Raw genomic sequence first — 20,854 nt, 5'->3', positions numbered from 1 at the left:
CGCATGCTGCTTGAACTCTTCCGTTGGCTCGAACAGCTGCAAAGCCTCTTCGGGTTGTTCGGCTATCTGACCTTCCGCGGCATCCTCGCCGCGCTGACGGCGCTGTTCCTGTCGCTGTGGTGGGGGCCGGCGGTGATCCGCCGTCTCGCCCAGCTCAAGGGCGGCCAGCCGATCCGCAAGGAAGGTCCGCAGTCGCACTTCTCCAAGGCCGGCACGCCGACCATGGGCGGTGCGCTGATCCTGCTGACCATCCTCGCCTCGGTGCTGCTGTGGGGCGATCTGCGCAACCGCTACGTGTGGCTGGTGCTGGCGGTGATGGTGGCCTGCGGCGCGATCGGCTGGTGGGACGACTGGATCAAGATCGTCAAGCGCGATCCCAACGGCATGCGTTCGCGCACCAAGTATTTCCTGCAGTCGATTATTGGCTTGGGCGCGGGCCTGTTCCTGTACTACACCGCGGACGTGCAGTCGGCGACGACGCTGTACATCCCGTTCTTCAAGAACGTGGCGCTGCCGCTGGTGGGCATCGGCGGCGTGGTCTTCTTCATCGCGATCGTCTATCTGTGGATCGTGGGCTTTTCCAACGCGGTGAACCTCACCGATGGCCTCGACGGCCTGGCGATCATGCCGACCGTGCTGGTGGCCTGCGCGCTGGGCGTGTTCGCCTACGCGTCGGGCAACGCGGTGTTCTCCAACTACCTGCAGATCCCGCAGGTCCCCGGCGCGGGCGAGTTGGTGATCATCTGCGCGGCGATCGCCGGTGCTGGCCTGGGCTTCCTGTGGTTCAACACCTATCCGGCGATGGTGTTCATGGGCGACATCGGTGCACTCGCGCTCGGCGCGGTGCTGGGCACCGTCGCGGTGATCGTGCGCCAGGAACTGGTGCTGGTGATCATGGGCGGCATCTTCGTCATCGAGACGCTGTCGGTGATGATCCAGGTCGCCTCGTTCAAGCTCACCGGCAAGCGCGTGTTCCGCATGGCGCCGATCCACCACCACTTCGAGCTGAAGGGCTGGCCGGAGCCGCGTGTGATCGTGCGCTTCTGGATCATCTCCGTGATCCTCGTCCTGATCGGCCTGGCGACGCTGAAGGTCCGTTGATGAACGACTTCGCCACCACCCTCAGCCAGCGCCAGGCGACACGACTGGACGAAATCGGCGGCCGCTACGACCCGTGGCTGCTCGGTATCGCCTGCGTGCTCGCATGCCTGGGTGTGGTGATGGTGGGTTCGGCCTCGATAGCCGTCGCCCGCGATGCCGGTCCGTTCTATTACCTGATCCGCCATGTGATCTTCCTCGGCTTCGGTGTGGGTCTCGCGTACATCGCGATGCGCACCGAGATGAAGACGGTGGAGCAGTACAGCCAGTGGCTGCCGCTGGTATGCCTGTTGCTGCTGGTGATGGTCATCGTGCCGGGCCTGGGCGTGACGGTGAAGGGCGCGCGCCGTTGGTTGAACCTGGGGCTGCTGCGATTCCAGCCGGTCGAGGCGGTCAAGCTGATGCTGATCGTGTGGCTGTCGAGCTTCCTCGCGCGCTTCCGCGACGAGGTCAGCGCGACCTGGCGCGCGATGATCAAGGCGCTGGGTGTCGCCGGTGCGCTGGTCGGCATCCTCTTGGTGATCCACAAGGACTTCGGTTCCTCCGCACTGATCCTGGCCATCACCACGGGCATGCTGGTGCTGGGTGGTGTGAACCTGCCGCGCATGCTGCTGCCGGTGCTGTGCGTACTGCCGCTGCTGGCGGGCATGATCCTGATGGAGCCCTATCGCGTGCAGCGCCTGGTGTCGTACCGCGATCCCTGGGCGGATCCGTTCGGCAGCGGTTACCAGCTCACCAATGCACTGATGGCGGTGGGCCGCGGCGAGTGGTTCGGCGTCGGCCTGGGCGCGTCGGTGCAAAAACTGTCGTATCTGCCCGAGGCACATACCGACTTCATCCTTGCCGTGATCGCCGAGGAACTCGGCTTCGTCGGCGTATTCGCGATCATCGCGCTGTACGCCGCGCTGGCCGGTCGTGCCTTCTGGATCGGGCTGAAGTGTGTGGAGATGCGCCGCCACTTCGCCGGCTACGTGGCCTTCGGCATCGCGCTGTGGATGTCGCTGCAGAGCTTCGTCTCGATCGGCGTGAATCTCGGTCTGCTACCGACCAAGGGCCTGACCTTGCCGCTGATTTCCTCCGGCGGCTCGAGCGTGCTGCTGACCTGCGCGGCGTTGGGCGTGCTGTTGCGCGTGTCGTTCGAGCTCGATCGGGCGCAGCGCCAGGTCGCGCGCCTGCGCGGCGAAGCGGCGATGCCGGCGGCCGCCATGCCTGCGACCACGCAACCACTGCCTGTGGTCACCGCGGAAGCGCGCGGCACCAGCCGCCTGCGCCAGCGCGTGGAGCCGGTGTTGGACAAGACCTACGGGAGGACGGCATGAGCCACGAAGCCGCCACCACCGATTCCGACCTGCATCCGGTGATGATTCTTGCCGGCGGTACGGGCGGTCACATCTTCCCCGGCCTCGCGGTCGCCAAGGCGCTGCGCGCGCGCGACGTCCCGGTGCTGTGGCTGGGCAGCGAAGGCGGCATGGAAACGCGCCTGGTGCCGCAGCACGATATTCCGATCGATACGATCGCGGTGAGCGGTGTGCGCGGCAAGGGCCTGGCCACATTGTTCGCTGCGCCGTTCCGGTTGCTGGGCGCGGTCAATGCCGCGCGGCAGACGTTGCGCGAGCGTCAGCCCCGTGCAGTCGTCAGCTTCGGCGGATTCGCAGCGGGACCGGGCGGCCTCGCCGCGAAGCTCGCAGGCGTGCCACTGATCGTGCATGAGCAGAACCGCGCCGCAGGCATGACCAATCGTGTGCTGGCGCGTTTAGCCCGCCGCGTGCTGACTGGCTTCCCGCAGACGTTCGCCAACGAAGAAGTCGTCGGCAATCCGGTGCGCGCCGAAATCGCCGCGATCGCGCCGCCGGAGCAACGCTTCGCCGGTCGCGAAGGCCCGCTGCGCCTGCTCGTCCTCGGCGGCAGCCAGGGCGCGCGTGCGCTCAATGCGGCCGTGCCGAAGGCAATCGCGGCTTTGTCGCGCCAGCTGCGCTTCGAAGTGCGCCATCAGTGCGGCGAGAAGATGCGCGCCGACGCCGAGCAGGCGTATGCGCAGGCCGGTGTGCAAGCGTCGATCGAGCCCTTCATCGCCGACATGGCGTCGGCTTATGCGTGGGCGGATCTGGTGATCTGCCGCGCCGGCGCGCTGACGCTGGCCGAGCTGTGCGCGGCCGGCGTGGGCAGCGTGCTGGTGCCGTTCCCACAGGCGGTGGACGACCACCAGACCAAGAACGCGCAATTCCTGGTCGACCGCAATGCGGCGCAACTGCTGCCGCAGGGCAGCGACGCCAACGAACTGGCGCAGCGCCTGTCGGCCACGCTGGAAATCCTGGGCGAACGCGAACTGCTGCTGCCGATGGCCAAGGCAGCGCGTTCGCTCGCCAAGCCCGATGCCGCCGAACGCGTCGCCAGCATCGTGCTCGAACAATCGAACAAGGAACATTCATGAGTCCGCAGACCCGCCATCGCATGCAGCACATCGGCGACCTGATCGCCCGTGGCGGTGCCGGCGCGCGCGTGCATTTCGTCGGCATCGGCGGTGTCGGCATGAGCGGCATCGCAGAGGTGCTGTGCACGCTCGGCTATCAAGTGTCGGGTTCGGACATGGCCGACAACGCGGTGACGCGCCGGCTCGCGTCGATCGGCATCAGCGTGATGCGCGGTCACGCCGCGGCCAACGTGCTGGGTGCGGACTGCATCGTGGTGTCCTCGGCGATCAAGCGCGACAACCCGGAACTGATGGAGGCGCGGTCGCAGCGCATTCCGATCGTGCCGCGCGCCGAGATGCTGGCCGAACTGATGCGCTTCAAGCGCGGCATCGCCGTCGCCGGCACCCACGGCAAGACCACGACGACCTCGCTCACCGCCAGCGTGCTGGCCGAAGGCGGCAACGATCCAACCTTCGTGATCGGCGGGCAGTTGCTCGCCGCGGGCGCCAACGCGCGTCTGGGCAAGGGTGACTGGCTGGTGGGCGAAGCCGACGAGAGCGATGGCAGCTTCCTGCGCCTTAGTCCGGAAATCGCCATCGTCACCAACATCGATGCCGATCATCTGGAGAACTACGGCGGCGATTTCGCCAAAGTGAAGCAGGCGTTCGACGAATTCCTGCACCACTTGCCGTTCTACGGCCTGGCCGTGCTGTGCATCGACGATGCGGAAGTCGCCGCGCTCGCCGCCAACACCACGCGCCACGTGATGACCTACGGCTTCGCCGAAAACGCCGACGTGCGCGCGGAAGACGTGGCCCAGCACGGCCCGGCGATGCGCTACACCCTGTGCCTGCCGGACGGCTCGCGCACGCCGGTCGAACTCGCGCTCCCGGGTCGCCACAACGTGCAGAACTCGCTCGCCGCCGCCGCGGTCGGCTGGCAACTGGGCGTCGACAGCGATGCGATCGCGCGCGCGCTGCAGAAGTTCGCCGGCATCGGCCGCCGCTTCAATCTGCTGGCGCAGCTCACCACCGCCAAGGGCGCGACGGTGCAGCTGGTCGACGACTACGGCCACCACCCGAAGGAACTCGAAGCGGTCTTCGCCGCAGCGCGCGGCGGCTGGCCCGATCGCCGCCTCGTCGTCGCCTTCCAGCCGCATCGCTACAGCCGCACGCGCGATCTGTTCGACGAATTCGCTGCGGTGCTGTCGACGGTCGACACGCTGGTGCTCACCGAGGTGTATCCGGCCGGCGAAGCGCCGATCGCCGGCGCCGACGCCAAGTCGCTGGCGCGCGCGATCCGCACGCGCGGACGCGTCGATCCGATCGTCGTCAGCGGTGCGGGCGACCTCGCCACGGTGCTGCCCGACGTGCTCGGCGACGGCGACCTGCTGCTGCTGATGGGCGCGGGCGACATCGGCCATGCCGCGCAGCAGCTCGCGGCGAATGGATTTGGAGAAGCGAAGTGAACGTCCCGGTTGCCAATTTCGCCGTCTTGCGCGTCACCGACCCGGCCGTGTTCGGCCGCGTCGCCGTGCTGATGGGCGGCACCAGCGCCGAACGCGAGGTCTCGCTCGACTCCGGCCGCAACGTGCTGGAAGCGCTGCGTGCGCGCGATGTCGACGCCTTCGCCATCGACGGCATTCCGGCGCTGGTCGAGGCGATCCGCGCGGGCAAGGTCGATCGCGTGTTCAACATCCTCCACGGCAACCGGGGCGGCGGCGAAGACGGCGTGCTGCAAGGCCTGCTCGAAGCGCTCGGCGTGCCGTACACCGGTCCGGGCGTGCTCGGCTCCGCGCTGACGATGGACAAGATCCGCACCAAGCAGGTATGGATTGCTTCCGGCTTGCCGACGCCGCGCTTCGCGCGCATCAGCAAGAGCGACGAGCTGCGCGCGGCGGCGCACGAGCTGGGTTTCCCCGTGTTCGTGAAGCCCTCCAGTGAAGGCTCCAGCGTCGGCGTGTTCCGCGTCCTGCAGGAATCCGATCTCGAACCCGCCATCGCGTTCGCCAAGGACTACGCCGGCGAGCTGCTGATGGAGCAGATGGTGCAGGGCGAGGAATACACCGTCGGCATCCTCGGCGAAACCGCGCTGCCGTCGATCCGCATCGTGCCGGCGGGCGAGTGGTACGACTACCACGCCAAGTACATCGCCGACGACACGCAGTACCTGTGCCCGGGCATGGAAGGTGAGGCGGAGGAAGAGATTCGTAGCGTCGCCCTGGCGGCCTTCAAGGCGGCCGGCTGCACCGGCTGGGGCCGGGTCGACGTGATGCGCGACCGCGTCCGCGGCCTGCAGCTGATCGAAGTGAATACAGCCCCCGGCATGACCAGCCATTCGCTGGTGCCCAAGGCAGCCGGCCACGTCGGAATCGGCTTCGAAGAACTGTGCTGGCGGATTCTCGAACAGACCGTGCAGCAGCCCATCACGGAGGCCGGCACCGAGTGAACGCGCTGCTGCGCATCGTCGGCTGGGTCCTCGCGGTCGCACTGGTCGTGCTGCCGGTCGTTGCCGTGCTCAACGGCTGGGTCGGCGCCAACCATTGGCCGCTCACCCGCATGCAGGCGACCGGCGAATTCCGCCGCGTCGACGGCGCGTTGTTGCGCCAGACCCTGATGCCGTATGCGCGGCGTGGATTCTTCGCCGTCGATCTGGAAGCCGCGCAGGAAGCGGTCGCGAAGCTGCCGTGGGTGGAGACCGCGGAGGTGCGCAAGCGCTGGCCGGACGTGCTGGAAGTGCGCGTGGTCGAACACAAGCCGTTCGCGCGCTGGGGCGCCGATCGCCTGCTGTCCGAGCACGGCCGCCTGTTCCCGTCGAAGGGCATCGCCGTGCCGAACGGACTGCCGCAGTTCGATGGCCCGGAGACGCGCACGCGCGACGTGGTCGAGCTCTACAACCAGTCGCGCGAACTGTTCGCCCGGGTCGGCATCGACGTGCGGCAAGTGGCGCTGGATCCGCGCGGCAGCTGGACGCTGGGGCTCAGCAACGGCGCGGTGGTCGTGGTCGGTCGTACCGAAGCGCGCGCGCGGCTCGATCGCTTCGTGCGCCTGCTGCCGCAGTTGCTCACGCAGAACACGCAGCAATTGGCGCGTGCCGATCTTCGCTACACCAACGGTTTCGCACTGACCTGGAAGGGCGTCGAGACAGGAGCAAAAGGAAATACATGAATCGCAAGGGCGACAAATCGCTGATCGTGGGTCTCGACATCGGCACCTCCAAGGTGGTGGCGCTGGTGGGCGAGTACTCGCCCGGCGCACCGATCGAGGTGATCGGTATCGGCTCGCATGAGTCCCGCGGCCTCAAGCGCGGCGTGGTCGTCGATATCGAATCCACGGTGCAGTCGATCCAGCGCGCGATCGAGGAAGCCGAGCTGATGGCCGGCTGCGAGATCCGCTCGGTCTACGCGTCGATCTCCGGCAGCCACATCCAGTGCCGCAACTCGCAGGGCATCGCGCCGATTCGCGACGGCGAGGTGACCTATGCCGACCTCGACCGCGTGCTGGAAGCCGCCAAGGCCGTCGCCATCCCGGCCGACCAGAAGATCCTGCACGCGATCCCGCGCGACTACGTGCTCGACGATTCGCAGGAAGGCATCCGCAATCCCGTCGGCATGACCGGCGTGCGCCTGGAAGTGCATGCACACCTGGTCGTGTGCGCGCAGTCGGCCGCCGCCAACATCAGCAAGTGCGTGCAGCGCTGCGGTCTGCAGGTGGATGACCTGGTGCTGAGCGTGCTGGCCTCCAGCACCGCGGTGCTGACCAGCGACGAACGCGAGCTGGGGGTCGTGCTGGTGGACATCGGCGCGGGCACCACCGACATCGCGGTGTTCGTGCAGGGCGCGATCGCGCACAGCGCGAGCCTGCCGATCGCCGGCGACAAGGTCACCGAGGACATCGCGCACATGCTGCGCACTCCCACGCCGGAAGCGGAGCAGATCAAGGTCCGCTACGCCTGCGCGCTGGCGCAGATGGCGACCGCGGAAGAATCGATCCAGGTGCCCAGCGTCGGCGACCGCCCGCCGCGGCGCATGCCGCGCGCCTCGCTGGCGCAGGCGGTGCAGGCGCGCTACGAGGAGATCTTCGAAATGATCCAGGCCGAACTGCGCCGCAGCGGCTTCGAGCCGCACGTGCGCGCCGGCATGGTGCTCACCGGCGGCGCCGCGAAGATGGAAGGCGTGGTCGAGCTGGCCGAGGAAATGCTGCAGATGCCGGTGCGCGTGGGCATTCCGCAGCACGTGACCGGCCTGGGCGAAGTCGTGGGCAATCCGGTGCATGCCACCGGCGTCGGTCTGCTGCTGATGGGCAGCCAGATCGAGAACCCGCGCCGGCCGACGATTTCGACCGGACGCGCGGGCAGTCTCTTCAATCGCTTGAAGAGCTGGTACCGAGGCGAATTCTGATTTGCGTACGGCCGCGAAGGCGCGGTCGTGCGATGGCAGGTGGAAGGGCGAGCTGCAATTGCAACTACTTGTATCCCCGATCAATCACAGCAACACATAAGAAGAGGACGAGGACATGGCACATTTCGAATTGATGGAGAAGATGGCCCCCAACGCGGTGATCAAGGTCGTCGGCGTGGGTGGTGGCGGCGGCAACGCGGTCGCGCACATGGTCAGCGGCAGCGTCGACGGCGTGGAGTTCATCACCGCCAACACCGACGCGCAGGCGATCAAGAACTGCGGCGCCAAGCTGCAGTTGCAGTTGGGCAGCAACGTCACCAAGGGTCTGGGCGCGGGCGCGAATCCGGAAGTCGGCCGCCAGGCTGCGCTGGAAGACCGCGAACGCATCATGGACGCGCTGCAGGGCGCCGACATGGTGTTCATCACCGCCGGCATGGGCGGCGGCACCGGCACCGGCGCTGCGCCGGTCGTGGCGCAGCTCGCCAAGGAGATGGGCATCCTGACTGTCGCGGTGGTCACCAAGCCGTTCCCGTTCGAAGGCCGCCGCCGCATGCAGGTCGCGCTCAAGGGCATCGAGGAGCTGAGCCACCACTGCGACTCGCTGATCACGATCCCCAACGAGAAGCTGATCACCGTGCTCGGCCGCAACGCCACGATGATCCAGGCCTTCCGCGCCGCCAACGACGTGCTGCTCGGCGCCGTGCAGGGCATCGCCGATCTGATCGTGCGCCCGGGCCTGATCAACGTCGACTTCGCCGACGTGCGCACCGTCATGTCGGAAATGGGCCTGGCGATGATGGGCACCGGTTCGGCGCGTGGCGACGACCGTGCGCAAGCCGCCGCGGAATCCGCGATCCAGAATCCGCTGCTCGACGACGTCAACCTGTCGGGCGCGAACGGCATCCTGGTCAACATCACCGCCGGCCCGGACTTCACCATGGCCGAGTTCGACGAAGTCGGTCGCACGATCGAGAACTTCGCTTCGGAAGACGCGACCGTGGTCATCGGCACCGTGCTCGACCCGGACATGCAGGACGAGGTGAAGGTCACCGTCGTCGCCACCGGCCTCAACCGTGCGGTGGTTCGCCAGCCGATCCGCAGCGAGCGCGCCAGCTTCGACGAGCTGCCCTCGCGCCGCCCGCAGGTCGAACTGGTCCGCACGCAGGTGCGCCGCGACGGCACCACCGGCCTGCCTATCGATGCAGTGGCAAGCGACGGTTTCCAGGGTGGTCCGCCGTCCTTCGCCGGCAGCCTGCGCGGCGGCAGCCGCGGCGGCGACCCGGCTCCGGCGGCGGCTGACTTCGGCAGCAGCGACAGCTATCTGGATATCCCGGCGTTTCTGCGCCGCCAGGCGGACTGAGGTCCGGCGGGCTTCGGCCCGCCGCTGCTCGAAAAAAGCGTCGGTGGTTTGCCAAGGTCAGCCGCCGGCGCGGCTTCAGCGATATCGGGATCTTGGAGTTGTTCGCGGGCCGGACTCGTCCCCGGCCAATGGACCCTAGGCTCCGGCGCCCGCGCCGGAGGTCTTGCGCCGGTCGGTTCCGCCGACCGGCTTTTTCCGGTACGGGGCCCCCACACGGGGGTATGCCTAAAACGTGACAAACACCGGAAAAGTCGCTTCTTGGGACGCTCTTTTCCGTTAAGGTTCAGCGATCTGCGTGTTAACCTTGCCGCCCCGTTTACAGGCCGCGCCATTCCGGCGGCGCCGTAACGTCGACAAGAAAAGTCCCCGATCCCCCGATCCAAAGGGCTGACACCGACCCGATGCTTCGCCAGCGCACCCTCAAGAATGTGATCCGCGCCACCGGCGTGGGCCTGCACAGTGGTGAGAAGGTTTTCCTCACCCTGCGTCCGGCTCCCGTGGATGCCGGCATCGTATTCCGCCGGATCGATCTCGATCCTGTGGTGGAGGTTCCTGCGCGCGCGGAGCTGGTGACCGAAACCGTGCTGTGCACCGGCCTGAGCTGCGGCATCGGCAAGGTGATGACCGTCGAGCATCTGCTTTCGGCGCTCGCCGGCCTGGGCATCGACAATTGCTACATCGACCTGTCCGCGCCGGAAGTACCGATCATGGACGGCTCGGCCGGTCCGTTCGTCTTCCTGCTGCAGTCGGCGGGCATCAAGGAACAGGAAGCGCCCAAGCGCTTCATCCGCATCAAGCGTCCGGTCGAAGTCCGCGACGGCGACAAGGTCGCCCGCTTCGAGCCGCACGATGGCTTCCGCATCGGCTTCACCGTGGTGTTCGATCACCCGGCGATCCCGACGTCGCAGTCGCGGGCCGAGGTGGAGTTCTCCACGGCGTCCTACGTCAAGGAAGTGAGCCGCGCCCGCACCTTCGGCTTCATGCGCGACCTGGAATACATGCGCGAACGCAACCTCGGCCTGGGCGGCTCGATGGACAATGCGATCGTGCTCGACGAATTCCGCGTCCTCAACGACGACGGCCTGCGCTACGCCGACGAATTCGTCCGCCACAAGATCCTCGACGCCGTCGGCGATCTTTATCTGGCCGGGCATCCGATCATCGGTGCCTACGAGGGCTTCAAGTCCGGTCATGCCCTCAACAACAAGCTCGTTCGCGCCCTCCTGGCCGAACGCTCGGCGTGGGAAGAAGTGACCTTCGTCGACGAGAGCCAGCCGGTCCCGGTCGCCTACGGCTCCCCGCTGACCGTCTGACGGTCGCCGCCCGTGTTCCCCTAGAAGCTTCGAACCGCGCCGGAACGGTGGCGCGGCGCAGCAATTCGACCTCGATTCCGGCGGGCAGGGGCGTTTTGGGCGTTCCCGGGGCGCCGGATCGGCCGCTGCCGGCGCCTAGGGGTATTCCCTCAGCGCGATACAGATCACAGAGCTGAATCCGAGCGATTGTTTTAACGAAACGCTAACGCGATTCTGCCAACTCGCTTCCCGATTCTTAACAAAATCAGGGGATTAGGTCGCTAGCATGCGTCCCGTCCGGAAATTGGCCCGTTCGGCAGTAGAACGCGGAACGTGTCAGCAACCGGTCAAGAGGCGTCATCGGGGTCCGAAGGGTCGGGTTCGCGAAGAGACGCCAAAGCGGCTTGCAGGGCATCGCGGGCCGTCTTCGACATCGGTCGGGCACGGATCGCCGGGGGAGGCGAGGTCGCGCCGGCCGACGGACTCAAGGTGGTTTTGACCACGAGTTCGGTCGCTTCAAGTCCGATGGATTGGGCTGCGTTGAGAAGTTCAGGGGCTGCGAGCCGCAACTTGGCCCGCCAAACCGGACCATCGACGACGAAAACGAGCCTGCCGCGCTCGAAGTTGGCCAGCCGCGCATGCGGCACCAGCGTCGGTGGCAGGAGGGGACGCAACTGACGGTCCAGCCCGTCGAGCCAGATGGCTCTGCGGATCGGGTCGCCAGCTGGTTCGGCAAGCAGCGCATCGAGCGCGGCCTGCGGACCGGAAGGGCGACGCGGTACGGAAGGCTTGGACACGTCAAGAACCGACTTCGGACGAATGACCCATCCACTCATCGTAAACAAATTCCGCAAGAAGCCCCTCGCGCGCTTCGTCGACTCGATCAGCGGGCTCGGCAGCCGCCGGCCGGTGCTGGTTATCGCTGCGCTGCTGGGCGTGGGCTTCGTCGCCGGTGGTGCCGCCGGCTTCGCGGGCACTGCGGGCCTGCGCATGCAGTTGGGCGATCAGGCAGCCCAGCTCGCCTCCACGCGCCGCGAGTCGCAGCGCGAGGTCAATGCCCTGGCCGCGCGCCTGGGCGAACTGCAGGCCGAAGCCAACCGCCTCAATGCGCTCGGCGAGCGACTGACCCGTATCGGTCAGCTGCAGGACGGCGAATTCAATTTCGAAAAGCCGGTCGGCGTCGGTGGTACCGGCCCGGTCCGCGACATTTCCACGCCGGAGCTGCGCGAAGGCCTGGACACACTCAACCGGCAGTTCGCTTACAGCGGTGAGCAGCTGTCGGTATTGGAATCGATGTTGTTCAACCGCCAGCTCGACATGAACTCCGTGCCGTCGCGCGAACCCATCGCCGACAGCTACATCACCTCCGGCTTCGGTCGTCGCGTCGATCCGATCGTGGGCGGTAGCCAGTTCCACAAGGGCATCGACTTCGAAGCCGACATTGGCGACCCGGTCCTGGCCGTGGCCGACGGCGTGGTCAGCTATTCGGGCGTGCGCTCGGGCTACGGCAACGTGATCGAGATCGACCACGGCAACGGCTACGTGACCCGCTACGCCCACAACTCGCGCCTGGAACGCCACGTCGGCGAGCTGGTCCGCGCGGGCCAGGAAGTCGCGAAGGCCGGCTCCACCGGCCGCTCCACCGGCGCCCACGTCCACCTCGAAGTGTGGAAGAACGGCCAGGTCGTGAACCCGCGCAACTTCCTCAGCCAGCATTCGCCGCTGGTCAACGGCTAGTTCTTGGGCTGAGTTGGTTTTGAAGGACGGCGCGATCCCAGGATCGCGCCGTTTTTCTTTGTAGGCAGCGGGGAGGGTGGCCCCGTTCAAATTGGTGACGGCCGTACCCTTGCAAGCGTACGGGGTCGCCACCAGCTACAATCGACGTGCCAGAAAGGGCGCCCGGCGCCCTTTTTCCTTTTGCGGGAACGAACGGCGCTCCGCCGTATCGAAACCCTATTCCATTTTTTCGGCCCAACCATGCTCAACAGCCTGCTTACCCGCGTCTTCGGCAGTCGTAACGAACGCCTGCTCCGTCAGCTGCAACGCTCGGTCAACAAGATCAACGCCCTCGAAGCGGAGATGCAGAAGCTGTCCGACGCCGAGTTGCAGGCCAAGACGCCGGAATTCCAGCAGCGTATCCGCGACGGCGAATCGGTCGACAAGATCCTGCCGGAAGCCTTCGCGGTCTGCCGCGAAGCCGCCAAGCGCGTGCTCGGCATGCGCCACTACGACGTCCAGCTGATCGGCGGCATGGTCCTGCACCTGGGCAAGATCGCCGAGATGCGTACCGGCGAAGGCAAGACCCTGGTCGCGACGCTGCCGACCTACCTCAATGCGCTGGAAGGCAAGGGCGTCCACGTCGTCACCGTCAACGACTACCTGGCCCGCCGCGACTCGGCCTGGATGGGGCGGGTGTACAACTGGCTCGGCCTGAGCGTCGGCGTCGTCTACCCCGGCATGCCGCACCAGGACAAGCACGCCGCCTACGCCGCCGACATCACCTACGGCACCAATAACGAATTCGGCTTCGACTACCTGCGCGACAACATGGCGCTGTCGAAGGACGATCGCTTCCAGCGCGGCCTGCATTACGCGATCGTCGACGAAGTCGACTCGATCCTGATCGACGAGGCGCGCACGCCGCTGATCATCTCCGGGCCGGCCGATGAGTCGCCGGAGCTGTACATCAAGGTCAACCGCATCGTCCCGCGCCTGAGCCGCCAGGAGAACGAAGAAGCCGAAGGCGACTACTGGGTCGACGAGAAGGGCAAGCAGGTGCACCTGTCCGAAGCCGGCCAGGAACATGCCGAAGAGCTGTTGCGCCAGGCCGGCATCCTGCAGGGCGAAGAAGACAGCCTGTACTCCGCGCAGAACCTCAGCGTCGTCCATCACCTCAACGCCGCGCTGCGCGCCCACGCGATCTATCAGCGCGACGTGGACTACATCGTGCGCGACGGCGAAGTGATCATCGTCGACGAATTCACCGGCCGTACCCTGGCCGGCCGCCGCTGGTCCGACGGCCTGCACCAGGCGGTCGAAGCGAAGGAAGGCGTGCCGGTGCAGCGCGAGAACCAGACCCTCGCGTCGATCACCTTCCAGAACCTGTTCCGCATGTACAAGAAGCTGTCCGGCATGACCGGTACGGCGGATACGGAAGCCTACGAATTCCAGAGCATCTATGGCCTGGAAGTGATCGTGATCCCGACCCATCGCCCGATGGTCCGCAAGGATCATTCGGACGCGGTCTTCCTCAACCGCAACGGCAAGTACCGTGCGGTGATCAATGAGATCCGCGAAGCCAACAAGCGCCAGCAGCCGGTGCTGGTCGGCACGACCTCGATCGAAGTGTCGGAGATGCTGAGCGAGCAGCTGCAGGCTGCCGGCATCCCGCACGAAGTGCTCAACGCCAAGCAGCACGAGCGCGAGGCGCACATCGTCGCCCAGGCCGGACGTCCGGGCGCGGTCACCATCGCCACCAACATGGCCGGCCGCGGTACCGACATCGTGCTGGGCGGTTCGCTGGAGGCGGAGATCGCGGCGCACGAAGCCGACAACGGCGGCGAGATCGACGAAGTCACCAAGCAGCGCTTGAAGTCCGAATGGCAGACGCGCCACGAAGCGGTGAAGACCGCCGGCGGCCTGCACATCGTCGGCACCGAACGCCACGAATCGCGCCGCATCGACAACCAGCTGCGCGGCCGCTCCGGCCGTCAGGGCGACCCGGGGTCCTCGCGTTTCTACCTGTCGCTCGAAGACAACCTGATGCGCATCTTCGCCGCCGACTGGGTGCAGAAGGCGATGGCGCGCATGGGCCTGAAGGAAGACGACGTCATCGAGAGCGGCCTGGTCACCAAACAGATCGCCGGCGCGCAGCGCAAGGTCGAGGCCCATAACTTCGACATCCGCAAGAACCTGCTCGACTTCGACGACGTCAACAACGACCAGCGCAAGGTCATCTACGGCCAGCGCGACGAACTGCTCGAAGCCGAGAGCGTGCAGGAAAATATCGAAGGCATCCGCGAAGACGTGGTCGGCGAGATCGTCGCCCGCTTCGTGCCGCCTGAGTCCATCGACGAGCAGTGGGATCTGGCGGGCCTGCAGGCGTCGATCGACCAGGAATTCGGCCTGGCGCTTCCGCTGCTGGAAGAAGTGGGCGCAGCGAAGGAAATGGATGCCGAAACCATCGCGCGCCGCGTGCAGGAGGCCGTTGCCAAGCACTTCGCCGACCGCGAGCAGCAGCTGGGTCCGGAGACCATGCGCCTGCTCGAGAAGCACATCATGCTCAATGTGCTCGACCAGAACTGGAAGGAGCATCTGGCGCGCATGGACTACCTGCGCCAAGGCATCCACCTGCGCGGTTATGCGCAGAAGCAGCCCAAGCAGGAATACAAGAAGGAAGCCTTCGAGCTGTTCAGCGACATGCTGGAGAAGGTGAAGCGCGAAGTGGTCACCTTGCTGGCCCGCGTGCGCATCCGCAGCGAGGAAGAGATCGCGGCGATGGAAGCGCAGGAGCGCGCCGTCGCCGAGGCGCAGGCGCGGCAGATGCAGTTCCAGCATCCGGACATGGGCGGTTTCGGCGCCGACGAGGAAGCCGCGCAGGCGCAGGCCGCCGAGGCCAACGCCGCGTTCGCCAACATCGGCCGCAACGATCCGTGCCCGTGCGGCAGCGGCAAGAAGTACAAGCACTGCCACGGCCAGCTGGCCTAAGGCCGGGCTCCCTTTGGTTTCCTTCTCCCCGCCTGCGGGGAGAAGGTGCCCCGGCACAACCCGCATCGAATGCATCACCCCGCATGATCGAAGTCGTCGCCGGCGTGATCCGCGACCACCGCGGCCGCATCCTGCTGGCCCGCCGCACCGAGGGCCGCGATCTGGCTGGCCTGTGGGAATTCCCGGGCGGTAAACACGAGCCGGGCGAGACGGCAGAAGCCGCACTGACGCGTGAGCTTCTGGAAGAACTCGGCATCGCCGTCGAGGTCGGCGCTCCGCTTATCCGCGTGCCCCAGGCCTACGCACACAAGCGCCTGGGCCTGGACGTCTACGAAATCCGCGCATGGCAGGGCCAGGTCCGTGGCCTCGAAGGGCAGGCGCTGGCCTGGGTGCCGCCGCACAAGCTGGCCGACTACGCGATGCCGCCCGCGGATATTCCGGTAGTGGCGGCGCTGACCCAGCCCGATCGCTATCTGGTGACGCCCGCTCCCGAAAGCGACGATGCCGCGTGGCTGGCGTCGCTCGATAGCGCGCTGGCGGCGGGCGCAAGGCGCATTCAATTGCGTGCACCGGCTTGCGAACCGCAACGATGGCACTCGCTCGTCGCACTAGCCGTTTCGCGCTGTCGCGCGGCCGAGGTCGAGGTTCTGGTCAATGCCGACATCGATCTCGCGCAGCAGTTCGGGATCGGCGTACATCTGCGCGCCGCGCAGCTGTCCGATCTGCGCGAGCGGCCCTTGCCGGCGGGCGCTCCGGTAGCCGCGTCGTGCCACACGTTGGAAGAACTTCGCGCGGCACAGGCGCTCGGTTGCGACTTCGCGATCGTCGGCTCGATTCGGGAGACTGAGTCGCATCCTGGCGCGCAGCCCATGGGATGGCATGGATTCGCCGCGTTGCGTGAGGCCGTCTCGTTGCCGCTTTACGCTATCGGCGGCCTGACGCCGGACGATATCGGCGAAGCGCGCCGCCATGGCGCGCAGGGCATCGCGGCAATACGAAGTTTGTGGCCGGCCGCGTAGTCGCGGCGCCTCAGGCGATCGTCTGCGAGGCCAAGGTTCGGTAGAGCCGATCCAGCGCGGCGATCTGCTCGTCGAGAGCGCCGAGCTCGCCGTCATTGACGATCACGTCGTCCGCGATCGCCAGCCGCTGCGCCCGCGATGCCTGCGCCGTGATCATGCGATCGGCCAAGGCGGCATCGATACCGTCGCGCCGGATCAAGCGCGCGCGCTGCACGTCCGGTGCGGCATCCACGACCAGGATGCGCTGCAGCCAGGGATACGCGTTGCGCCCACCACCTTCGGCGAGCAGGGGAATGGCCGCAATCGCATAGGCACTGCTCGCGGCTTCGCATTCGCGCCTCAGCTCTACGCGCACCAAGGGGTGGATGATCGATTCCAGTTGTCGGCGCGCGGACTCGTCGCCGAACACGTGTTCGCGCATCGCCCGCCTGTCGAGACCGCCGTCGGCGCCCAGCATCGATTCGCCGAAGAGCGCGACCACGGCCGCCAGTCCCGCCGAACCCGGGGCGACCGCCGTGCGTGCCGCGAGATCGGCGTCGGCGACCGCGATCCCCAGCGCTTCGAAGCGTCGCGTCACTTCGCTCTTGCCGGAGGCGACGCCCCCGGTGATGGCGATGATGTAGTGGCTCATGGGCGGGATAGTGCCTTACGCGCAGAGAGGACGCGCCCGGCGGATCAGCCGTGGCTCAGGCCCGAAATCCGCAGATAGGCATCGATCAGCTTCTGCCCCCAGAAGAACACGATCCAGCCGGCGATGGCGAGATAGGGGCCGAACGGAATCGGCACCGAGCGGTCGCGCCCCTTCGCCGCCAGCCAGATCGAGCCGATGATCGCGCCGACCAGCGAGGAAATCAGGATCGTCGGCACGATGCCCTTGAGCCCGGTCCAGGCCCCGATCGCCGCCAGCAGCTTGAAGTCGCCGTGGCCCATGCCTTCCTTGCCGGTGAGCTGCTTGAAGATCCACCACACCGACCAGAGGCTGGCGTAACCCGCCACCGCGCCCAGCAGGGCCGGTTTCACCGGCATATAGAGGTTGTCGGAGGCGGCGATGAGGCCTAGCCACATCAACGGCAAGGTCAAGCTGTCCGGCAGCAATTGCGTGCGCAGATCGATGCCGGACATCGAGACCAAAAAACCGGTGAAGACGATCGCACCGAACCCCTGCCAGCCGAACCCGAATCGCCACACCGCCGCCAGGAACAGCAGCATGGTCAGCAATTCGACCGCCGGATACTGGATGGAGATCGGCGCCTTGCAGTTGCGGCACTTGCCGCGCAGCGCCAGCCAGCTGAAGACCGGGATGTTTTCGTACCAGCTCAGCTGGTGCTTGCAGTGCGGACAGTGCGAGCGCTCCACGACGATGCCAGGCGGCGGCGGATCGTAGACATCCGGCTGTTCCAGCACGTCGCGCGCATCGCGCTTCCATTCCCACTCCAGCCGCTTGGGCAGGCGCAGGATCACCACGTTCAAAAAGCTGCCCACCAGCAGCCCGAAGCCCGCCACCAGCGGATAGCCGATGGCGGGGTTCTGGTCGAGGAATGCCATGCGTTCGTGAGCCTTAGATCAGATCGCGGCGGCGAGCTTGAAGATCGGCAGATACATGCCGATGACCATGCCGCCGACGACCACGCCGAGGAAGATCATGATCAGCGGCTCGAGCAGGCTGGCCAGCGCGTCGACGGCATTGTTGACTTCCTGCTCGTAGAACTCGGCCACCTTGAACAGCATGGTGTCGAGCGCACCGGCTTCTTCGCCGATCGCCACCATCTGGATGACCATGTGCGGGAACAGGTTGGTCTGCTTCATCGCCATGTTCATCTGGTAGCCGACGGAAACGTCGTCGCGGATTCGAAGCACGGCCTGCTCGTAAAGGGTGTTGCCGGTCGCGCCGGCAACGCTCTCGAGCGCCTCCACCAACGGCACACCGGCCTTGAAGGTCACGGCCGTCGTACGCGCGAACCGCGCGATGGCGGAGTTGTGCATGATCTGCCCGACCACAGGCACCTTCAGGATCATGCGATCGAGGAAGTGCGCGAACGCAATGGATCGCTTCTTCAACATCATGAAGCCGACTCCGGACCCCACCGCGACAAGCAGCAGAAGCCACCACCACGCCAGCATGAAATCGCTCATGGCGACGATCATCTTGGTGAAGGCGGGCAGGTCTGCGCCGAAGCTCTGGAACACTTGCTGGAACTGCGGCACGACGAAGATCAGCAGGATCGAGCTGACCAGGATGGCGACGGCGACGACGATCGCGGGGTAGAAGAGCGCCTTCTTGATCTTGCCCTTCAGCGACTCGATGTTTTCCTTGTAGCTGGCGATCGTATCCAGCACCGTTTCGAGCACACCGGCGGTCTCGCCCGCCCGGACCAGGTTGCGGAACAGCTCGTCGAATTGAATCGGATGCTTGCCGAGCGCTTCGGAAAAGGCCGAGCCGCTTTCGATGTCGGCCCGGAGCGAATTGATCAGGTCCTTCATCTTCGGGTTCTTGTGACCACCACCCATGATCTCCAGCGCCTGGACGATCGGCACGCCCGATTTCATCATCGTCGCGATCTGGCGGGCGAAGATGGCGATGTCGTGCGGGGTGATGCGCTTGCCGGCGCCGCCGAACATGGGCTTGGGCTTCACCTTGACGACCTGTGGCGTGATGCCCTGGCGGCGAAGCTCTGCGCGAACGACGTTGGCGCTCTTGGCGGACTGTTCGCCCTTCATCTTGACGCCGCGCTTGTCGGTGCCTTCCCAGATGAATAGCGGCGTCGCTTCAGTGCGACGGGCGGGAGCGGCTGGCTTGGCTGCGGTGCGGGTAGCGGACATGGTTTAGTCCTTGGTGACGCGGTTGATTTCGGAAAGGCTGGTGGTGCCGCTTTTGACTTTCAGCAGCGCGGATGCTCGCAGATCGCGAATGCCTGCGCGTTGGGCGGCCTCGGCAATCTGGATCGCGCCTCCGCCTTCCAGAACGATGCGCTGGATTTCGTCGGACATCGGCATGACCTGATAGATGCCGGTACGGCCCTTGTAGCCCTCGGTGCAATCGGGACAGCCGACTGCCTCGTAGATCTTCATTCCACCCGTGATTTCCTCGTGGGTGAAGCCCTCGGCGAGGAGGGCATGTTCCGGCAGGCTCGCTTCGCGCTTGCAATCGTGCAGGCGTCGCGCCAGGCGTTGCGCGATCACCAAAGTCACCGATGAAGTAATGTTGAACGGCGCCACGCCCATGTTCATCAGGCGGGCGATGGTCTGCGGCGCATCGTTGGTGTGCAGCGTCGAGAGCACCATGTGGCCGGTTTGCGCCGCCTTGATGCCGATCTCGGCGGTTTCCAGGTCGCGGATTTCGCCCACCATGATCACGTCCGGGTCCTGGCGCAGGAAGCTGCGCAGCGCGGCCGCAAACGTCATGCCGCGCTTCACGTTCATCTGCACCTGATTGATGCCCGGCACGCGGATTTCGACCGGATCCTCGACGGTGGAAATGTTGCGATGCTCGTCGTTGAGGATGTTCAGCGCCGTGTAGAGCGACACCGTCTTACCGGAACCGGTCGGACCGGTCACCAGCACCATTCCGTAAGGCTTCATGATCGCGGCCTGGAACAAGGCCTTCTGGTCGTCCTCATAGCCCAGCTTGTCGATACCCAGCTTGGCGGCGCTGGCATCGAGGATACGCAGCACGATCTTCTCGCCGAACAATGTCGGCAACGTGCTTACGCGGAAGTCGATCTGCTTGGTCTTGCTCAGATTGAGCTTGATGCGCCCGTCCTGCGGGACCCGCTTTTCCGCAATGTCGAGCTGTGCCATGACCTTCAGGCGCGCGGCGATGCGAGCCTGCAGCTTCACTGGCACCTTGGCTATCTGCTTGAGCAGGCCGTCGATGCGCAGGCGCACACGGTATTCGGTTTCATAGGGCTCGAAGTGAATATCCGATGCCCCGCGACGGATCGCATCCACCAAGACCTTGTTGACGAACTTGACCACCGGGGTGTCGTCGCCCTTGGCGTCCACGCCCGAGTCGCCGCCCAGGTCGTCCTCGCCGCCGCTGGTCTCCAGCTTGTCGAACTCTTCGCCGTCCTCCATCCCTTCGTTGAGGGCATCGGCGGCGGCGAGCCACTGCTCGATGATCCGGTGGATCTTGTCCTCGTCGACCAGGACCGCCTCGACCGCCAAGTTGCTCTGGAACTTGATTTCATCCAGCGCGGCGGAGTTGGTGGGGTCGGCGATGCCGATGAACAGGCGGTTTCCGCGCTTGAACAGCGGCAGGATGTTGTGCTTCCGGACCAGTTCCTCGTTGACCAGCTTGATCGCGCTTTGATTCGGATCCAGCGTCGAAGCATCGAACAAGGGAATGCCGAATTCGATGGAGTTCGCCGCGGCCAGCTGCGGCGCGGTCACCAGCCGCTTTTCCATCAGGTAACTGGTAAGGGGCTTTCGCGCCTGGGTGGCTTCGGCCATGGCGTCGCGAGCCGCCTGCTCCTCGAGCGAGCCGTCCATGACGAGCCGGCGAGCGATACCCGTAATACCCACCAGATTGGCTGTGGCGATAGTGTTCATGCTGGCCCCTGGCTGGTGCT

The 20,854-nt window shown here is 66.1% G+C and carries 15 protein-coding genes and 2 pseudogenes; 12 read left to right on the top strand and 5 right to left on the bottom strand.

Annotation, left to right across the window (positions count from 1 at the left end):
* Positions 1-3 precede the first annotated feature (3 nt).
* The 9 genes and pseudogenes from mraY (at position 4) to lpxC (ending at position 10,581) form a co-directional block, all read left to right on the top strand.
* Positions 4-1,101, top strand: coding sequence for a phospho-N-acetylmuramoyl-pentapeptide-transferase (gene mraY, locus ACYVJ8_RS09680; RefSeq protein WP_460711774.1), 1,098 nt, complete (start codon positions 4-6; stop codon positions 1,099-1,101).
* The gene (gene ftsW, locus ACYVJ8_RS09675) at positions 1,101-2,417 is read left to right on the top strand and encodes a putative lipid II flippase FtsW (protein WP_460711772.1); all 1,317 of its coding nucleotides are present in this window, start codon (positions 1,101-1,103) and stop codon (positions 2,415-2,417) included. Before mraY ends, ftsW begins: the two co-directional genes overlap by 1 nt.
* A pseudogene (murG, locus tag ACYVJ8_RS09670) lies at positions 2,414-3,511 on the top strand (undecaprenyldiphospho-muramoylpentapeptide beta-N-acetylglucosaminyltransferase); the annotation flags it as partial. The gene ftsW and the pseudogene murG, both read left to right, overlap by 4 nt.
* 14 nt (positions 3,512-3,525) lie before the next feature.
* Positions 3,526-4,977: a UDP-N-acetylmuramate--L-alanine ligase gene (murC, locus tag ACYVJ8_RS09665; RefSeq protein ID WP_460711770.1), complete on the top strand. Its 1,452-nt coding sequence runs from the start codon at positions 3,526-3,528 to the stop codon at positions 4,975-4,977.
* Positions 4,974-5,957: a D-alanine--D-alanine ligase gene (locus ACYVJ8_RS09660; RefSeq protein ID WP_460711768.1), complete on the top strand. Its 984-nt coding sequence runs from the start codon at positions 4,974-4,976 to the stop codon at positions 5,955-5,957. Before murC ends, ACYVJ8_RS09660 begins: the two co-directional genes overlap by 4 nt.
* Positions 5,954-6,667, top strand: a pseudogene (locus tag ACYVJ8_RS09655) (cell division protein FtsQ/DivIB); the annotation flags it as partial. The gene ACYVJ8_RS09660 and the pseudogene ACYVJ8_RS09655, both read left to right, overlap by 4 nt.
* 5 nt (positions 6,668-6,672) lie before the next feature.
* Positions 6,673-7,908: a cell division protein FtsA gene (gene ftsA / locus ACYVJ8_RS09650; protein WP_460711766.1), complete on the top strand. Its 1,236-nt coding sequence runs from the start codon at positions 6,673-6,675 to the stop codon at positions 7,906-7,908.
* Positions 7,909-8,023: 115 nt separating this feature from the next.
* Positions 8,024-9,268 carry a cell division protein FtsZ gene (gene ftsZ / locus ACYVJ8_RS09645; protein ID WP_460711764.1) on the top strand — a complete coding sequence of 415 codons (1,245 nt, stop codon included), beginning with the start codon at positions 8,024-8,026 and terminating at the stop codon, positions 9,266-9,268.
* A gap of 401 nt (positions 9,269-9,669) precedes the next feature.
* Entirely contained in the window at positions 9,670-10,581 is a 912-nt protein-coding gene (lpxC, locus tag ACYVJ8_RS09640) for a UDP-3-O-acyl-N-acetylglucosamine deacetylase (protein WP_460711762.1), read from the top strand.
* 326 nt (positions 10,582-10,907) lie between these two features.
* Here the strand turns inward: lpxC and ACYVJ8_RS09635 are convergent, their stop codons facing one another.
* The gene (locus tag ACYVJ8_RS09635; RefSeq protein ID WP_460711760.1) at positions 10,908-11,396 is read right to left on the bottom strand and encodes a DciA family protein; all 489 of its coding nucleotides are present in this window, start codon (positions 11,394-11,396) and stop codon (positions 10,908-10,910) included.
* Between ACYVJ8_RS09635 and ACYVJ8_RS09630 the strand changes: the two genes are divergently transcribed.
* From ACYVJ8_RS09630 to ACYVJ8_RS09620, 3 genes are all read left to right on the top strand, one after another.
* Positions 11,380-12,297, top strand: a complete 918-nt coding sequence (locus ACYVJ8_RS09630; RefSeq protein WP_460711758.1) for a M23 family metallopeptidase — start codon at positions 11,380-11,382, stop codon at positions 12,295-12,297. The two genes, ACYVJ8_RS09635 and ACYVJ8_RS09630, sit on opposite strands and share 17 nt — an antisense overlap.
* A 240-nt stretch (positions 12,298-12,537) precedes the next feature.
* On the top strand, positions 12,538-15,267 hold the full coding sequence (secA, locus tag ACYVJ8_RS09625; protein WP_460711756.1) for a preprotein translocase subunit SecA: 2,730 nt from the start codon (positions 12,538-12,540) through the stop codon (positions 15,265-15,267).
* An 83-nt stretch (positions 15,268-15,350) separates the two neighbouring features.
* Positions 15,351-16,286 carry a Nudix family hydrolase gene (locus ACYVJ8_RS09620; RefSeq protein WP_460711754.1) on the top strand — a complete coding sequence of 312 codons (936 nt, stop codon included), beginning with the start codon at positions 15,351-15,353 and terminating at the stop codon, positions 16,284-16,286.
* A 10-nt stretch (positions 16,287-16,296) separates the two neighbouring features.
* Here the strand turns inward: ACYVJ8_RS09620 and coaE are convergent, their stop codons facing one another.
* Genes coaE through pilB form a run of 4 tightly spaced genes read right to left on the bottom strand, consistent with a single transcriptional unit; the run spans position 16,297 to position 20,834 of the window.
* Positions 16,297-16,917, bottom strand: a complete 621-nt coding sequence (coaE, locus tag ACYVJ8_RS09615) for a dephospho-CoA kinase (protein ID WP_460711752.1) — start codon at positions 16,915-16,917, stop codon at positions 16,297-16,299.
* A gap of 44 nt (positions 16,918-16,961) precedes the next feature.
* Positions 16,962-17,831, bottom strand: a complete 870-nt coding sequence (locus tag ACYVJ8_RS09610) for a prepilin peptidase (RefSeq protein ID WP_460711750.1) — start codon at positions 17,829-17,831, stop codon at positions 16,962-16,964.
* A gap of 18 nt (positions 17,832-17,849) precedes the next feature.
* Positions 17,850-19,106: a type II secretion system F family protein gene (locus ACYVJ8_RS09605; RefSeq protein ID WP_460711747.1), complete on the bottom strand. Its 1,257-nt coding sequence runs from the start codon at positions 19,104-19,106 to the stop codon at positions 17,850-17,852.
* A 3-nt stretch (positions 19,107-19,109) separates the two neighbouring features.
* Positions 19,110-20,834 carry a type IV-A pilus assembly ATPase PilB gene (gene pilB, locus ACYVJ8_RS09600; RefSeq protein ID WP_460711745.1) on the bottom strand — a complete coding sequence of 575 codons (1,725 nt, stop codon included), beginning with the start codon at positions 20,832-20,834 and terminating at the stop codon, positions 19,110-19,112.
* Positions 20,835-20,854 lie beyond the last annotated feature (20 nt).

This window comes from Lysobacter terrae, from assembly GCF_054782215.1.
This window is presented reverse-complemented; position numbering and strand designations above follow the sequence as displayed.

Excerpts from the sequence above, each read along its gene's own strand:
- mraY (WP_460711774.1), top strand. The coding sequence starts at position 4 with ATGCTGCTTGAACTCTTCCGTTGGCTCGAACAGCTGCAAAGCCTCTTC.
- ftsW (WP_460711772.1), top strand. The coding sequence starts at position 1,101 with ATGAACGACTTCGCCACCACCCTCAGCCAGCGCCAGGCGACACGACTG.
- murC (WP_460711770.1), top strand. The coding sequence starts at position 3,526 with ATGAGTCCGCAGACCCGCCATCGCATGCAGCACATCGGCGACCTGATC.
- ftsA (WP_460711766.1), top strand. The coding sequence starts at position 6,673 with ATGAATCGCAAGGGCGACAAATCGCTGATCGTGGGTCTCGACATCGGC.
- ftsZ (WP_460711764.1), top strand. The coding sequence starts at position 8,024 with ATGGCACATTTCGAATTGATGGAGAAGATGGCCCCCAACGCGGTGATC.
- lpxC (WP_460711762.1), top strand. The coding sequence starts at position 9,670 with ATGCTTCGCCAGCGCACCCTCAAGAATGTGATCCGCGCCACCGGCGTG.
- ACYVJ8_RS09630 (WP_460711758.1), top strand. The coding sequence starts at position 11,380 with ATGACCCATCCACTCATCGTAAACAAATTCCGCAAGAAGCCCCTCGCG.
- ACYVJ8_RS09635 (WP_460711760.1), bottom strand. The coding sequence starts at position 11,396 with ATGAGTGGATGGGTCATTCGTCCGAAGTCGGTTCTTGACGTGTCCAAG.
- secA (WP_460711756.1), top strand. The coding sequence starts at position 12,538 with ATGCTCAACAGCCTGCTTACCCGCGTCTTCGGCAGTCGTAACGAACGC.
- ACYVJ8_RS09620 (WP_460711754.1), top strand. The coding sequence starts at position 15,351 with ATGATCGAAGTCGTCGCCGGCGTGATCCGCGACCACCGCGGCCGCATC.
- coaE (WP_460711752.1), bottom strand. The coding sequence starts at position 16,917 with ATGAGCCACTACATCATCGCCATCACCGGGGGCGTCGCCTCCGGCAAG.
- ACYVJ8_RS09610 (WP_460711750.1), bottom strand. The coding sequence starts at position 17,831 with ATGGCATTCCTCGACCAGAACCCCGCCATCGGCTATCCGCTGGTGGCG.
- ACYVJ8_RS09605 (WP_460711747.1), bottom strand. The coding sequence starts at position 19,106 with ATGTCCGCTACCCGCACCGCAGCCAAGCCAGCCGCTCCCGCCCGTCGC.
- pilB (WP_460711745.1), bottom strand. The coding sequence starts at position 20,834 with ATGAACACTATCGCCACAGCCAATCTGGTGGGTATTACGGGTATCGCT.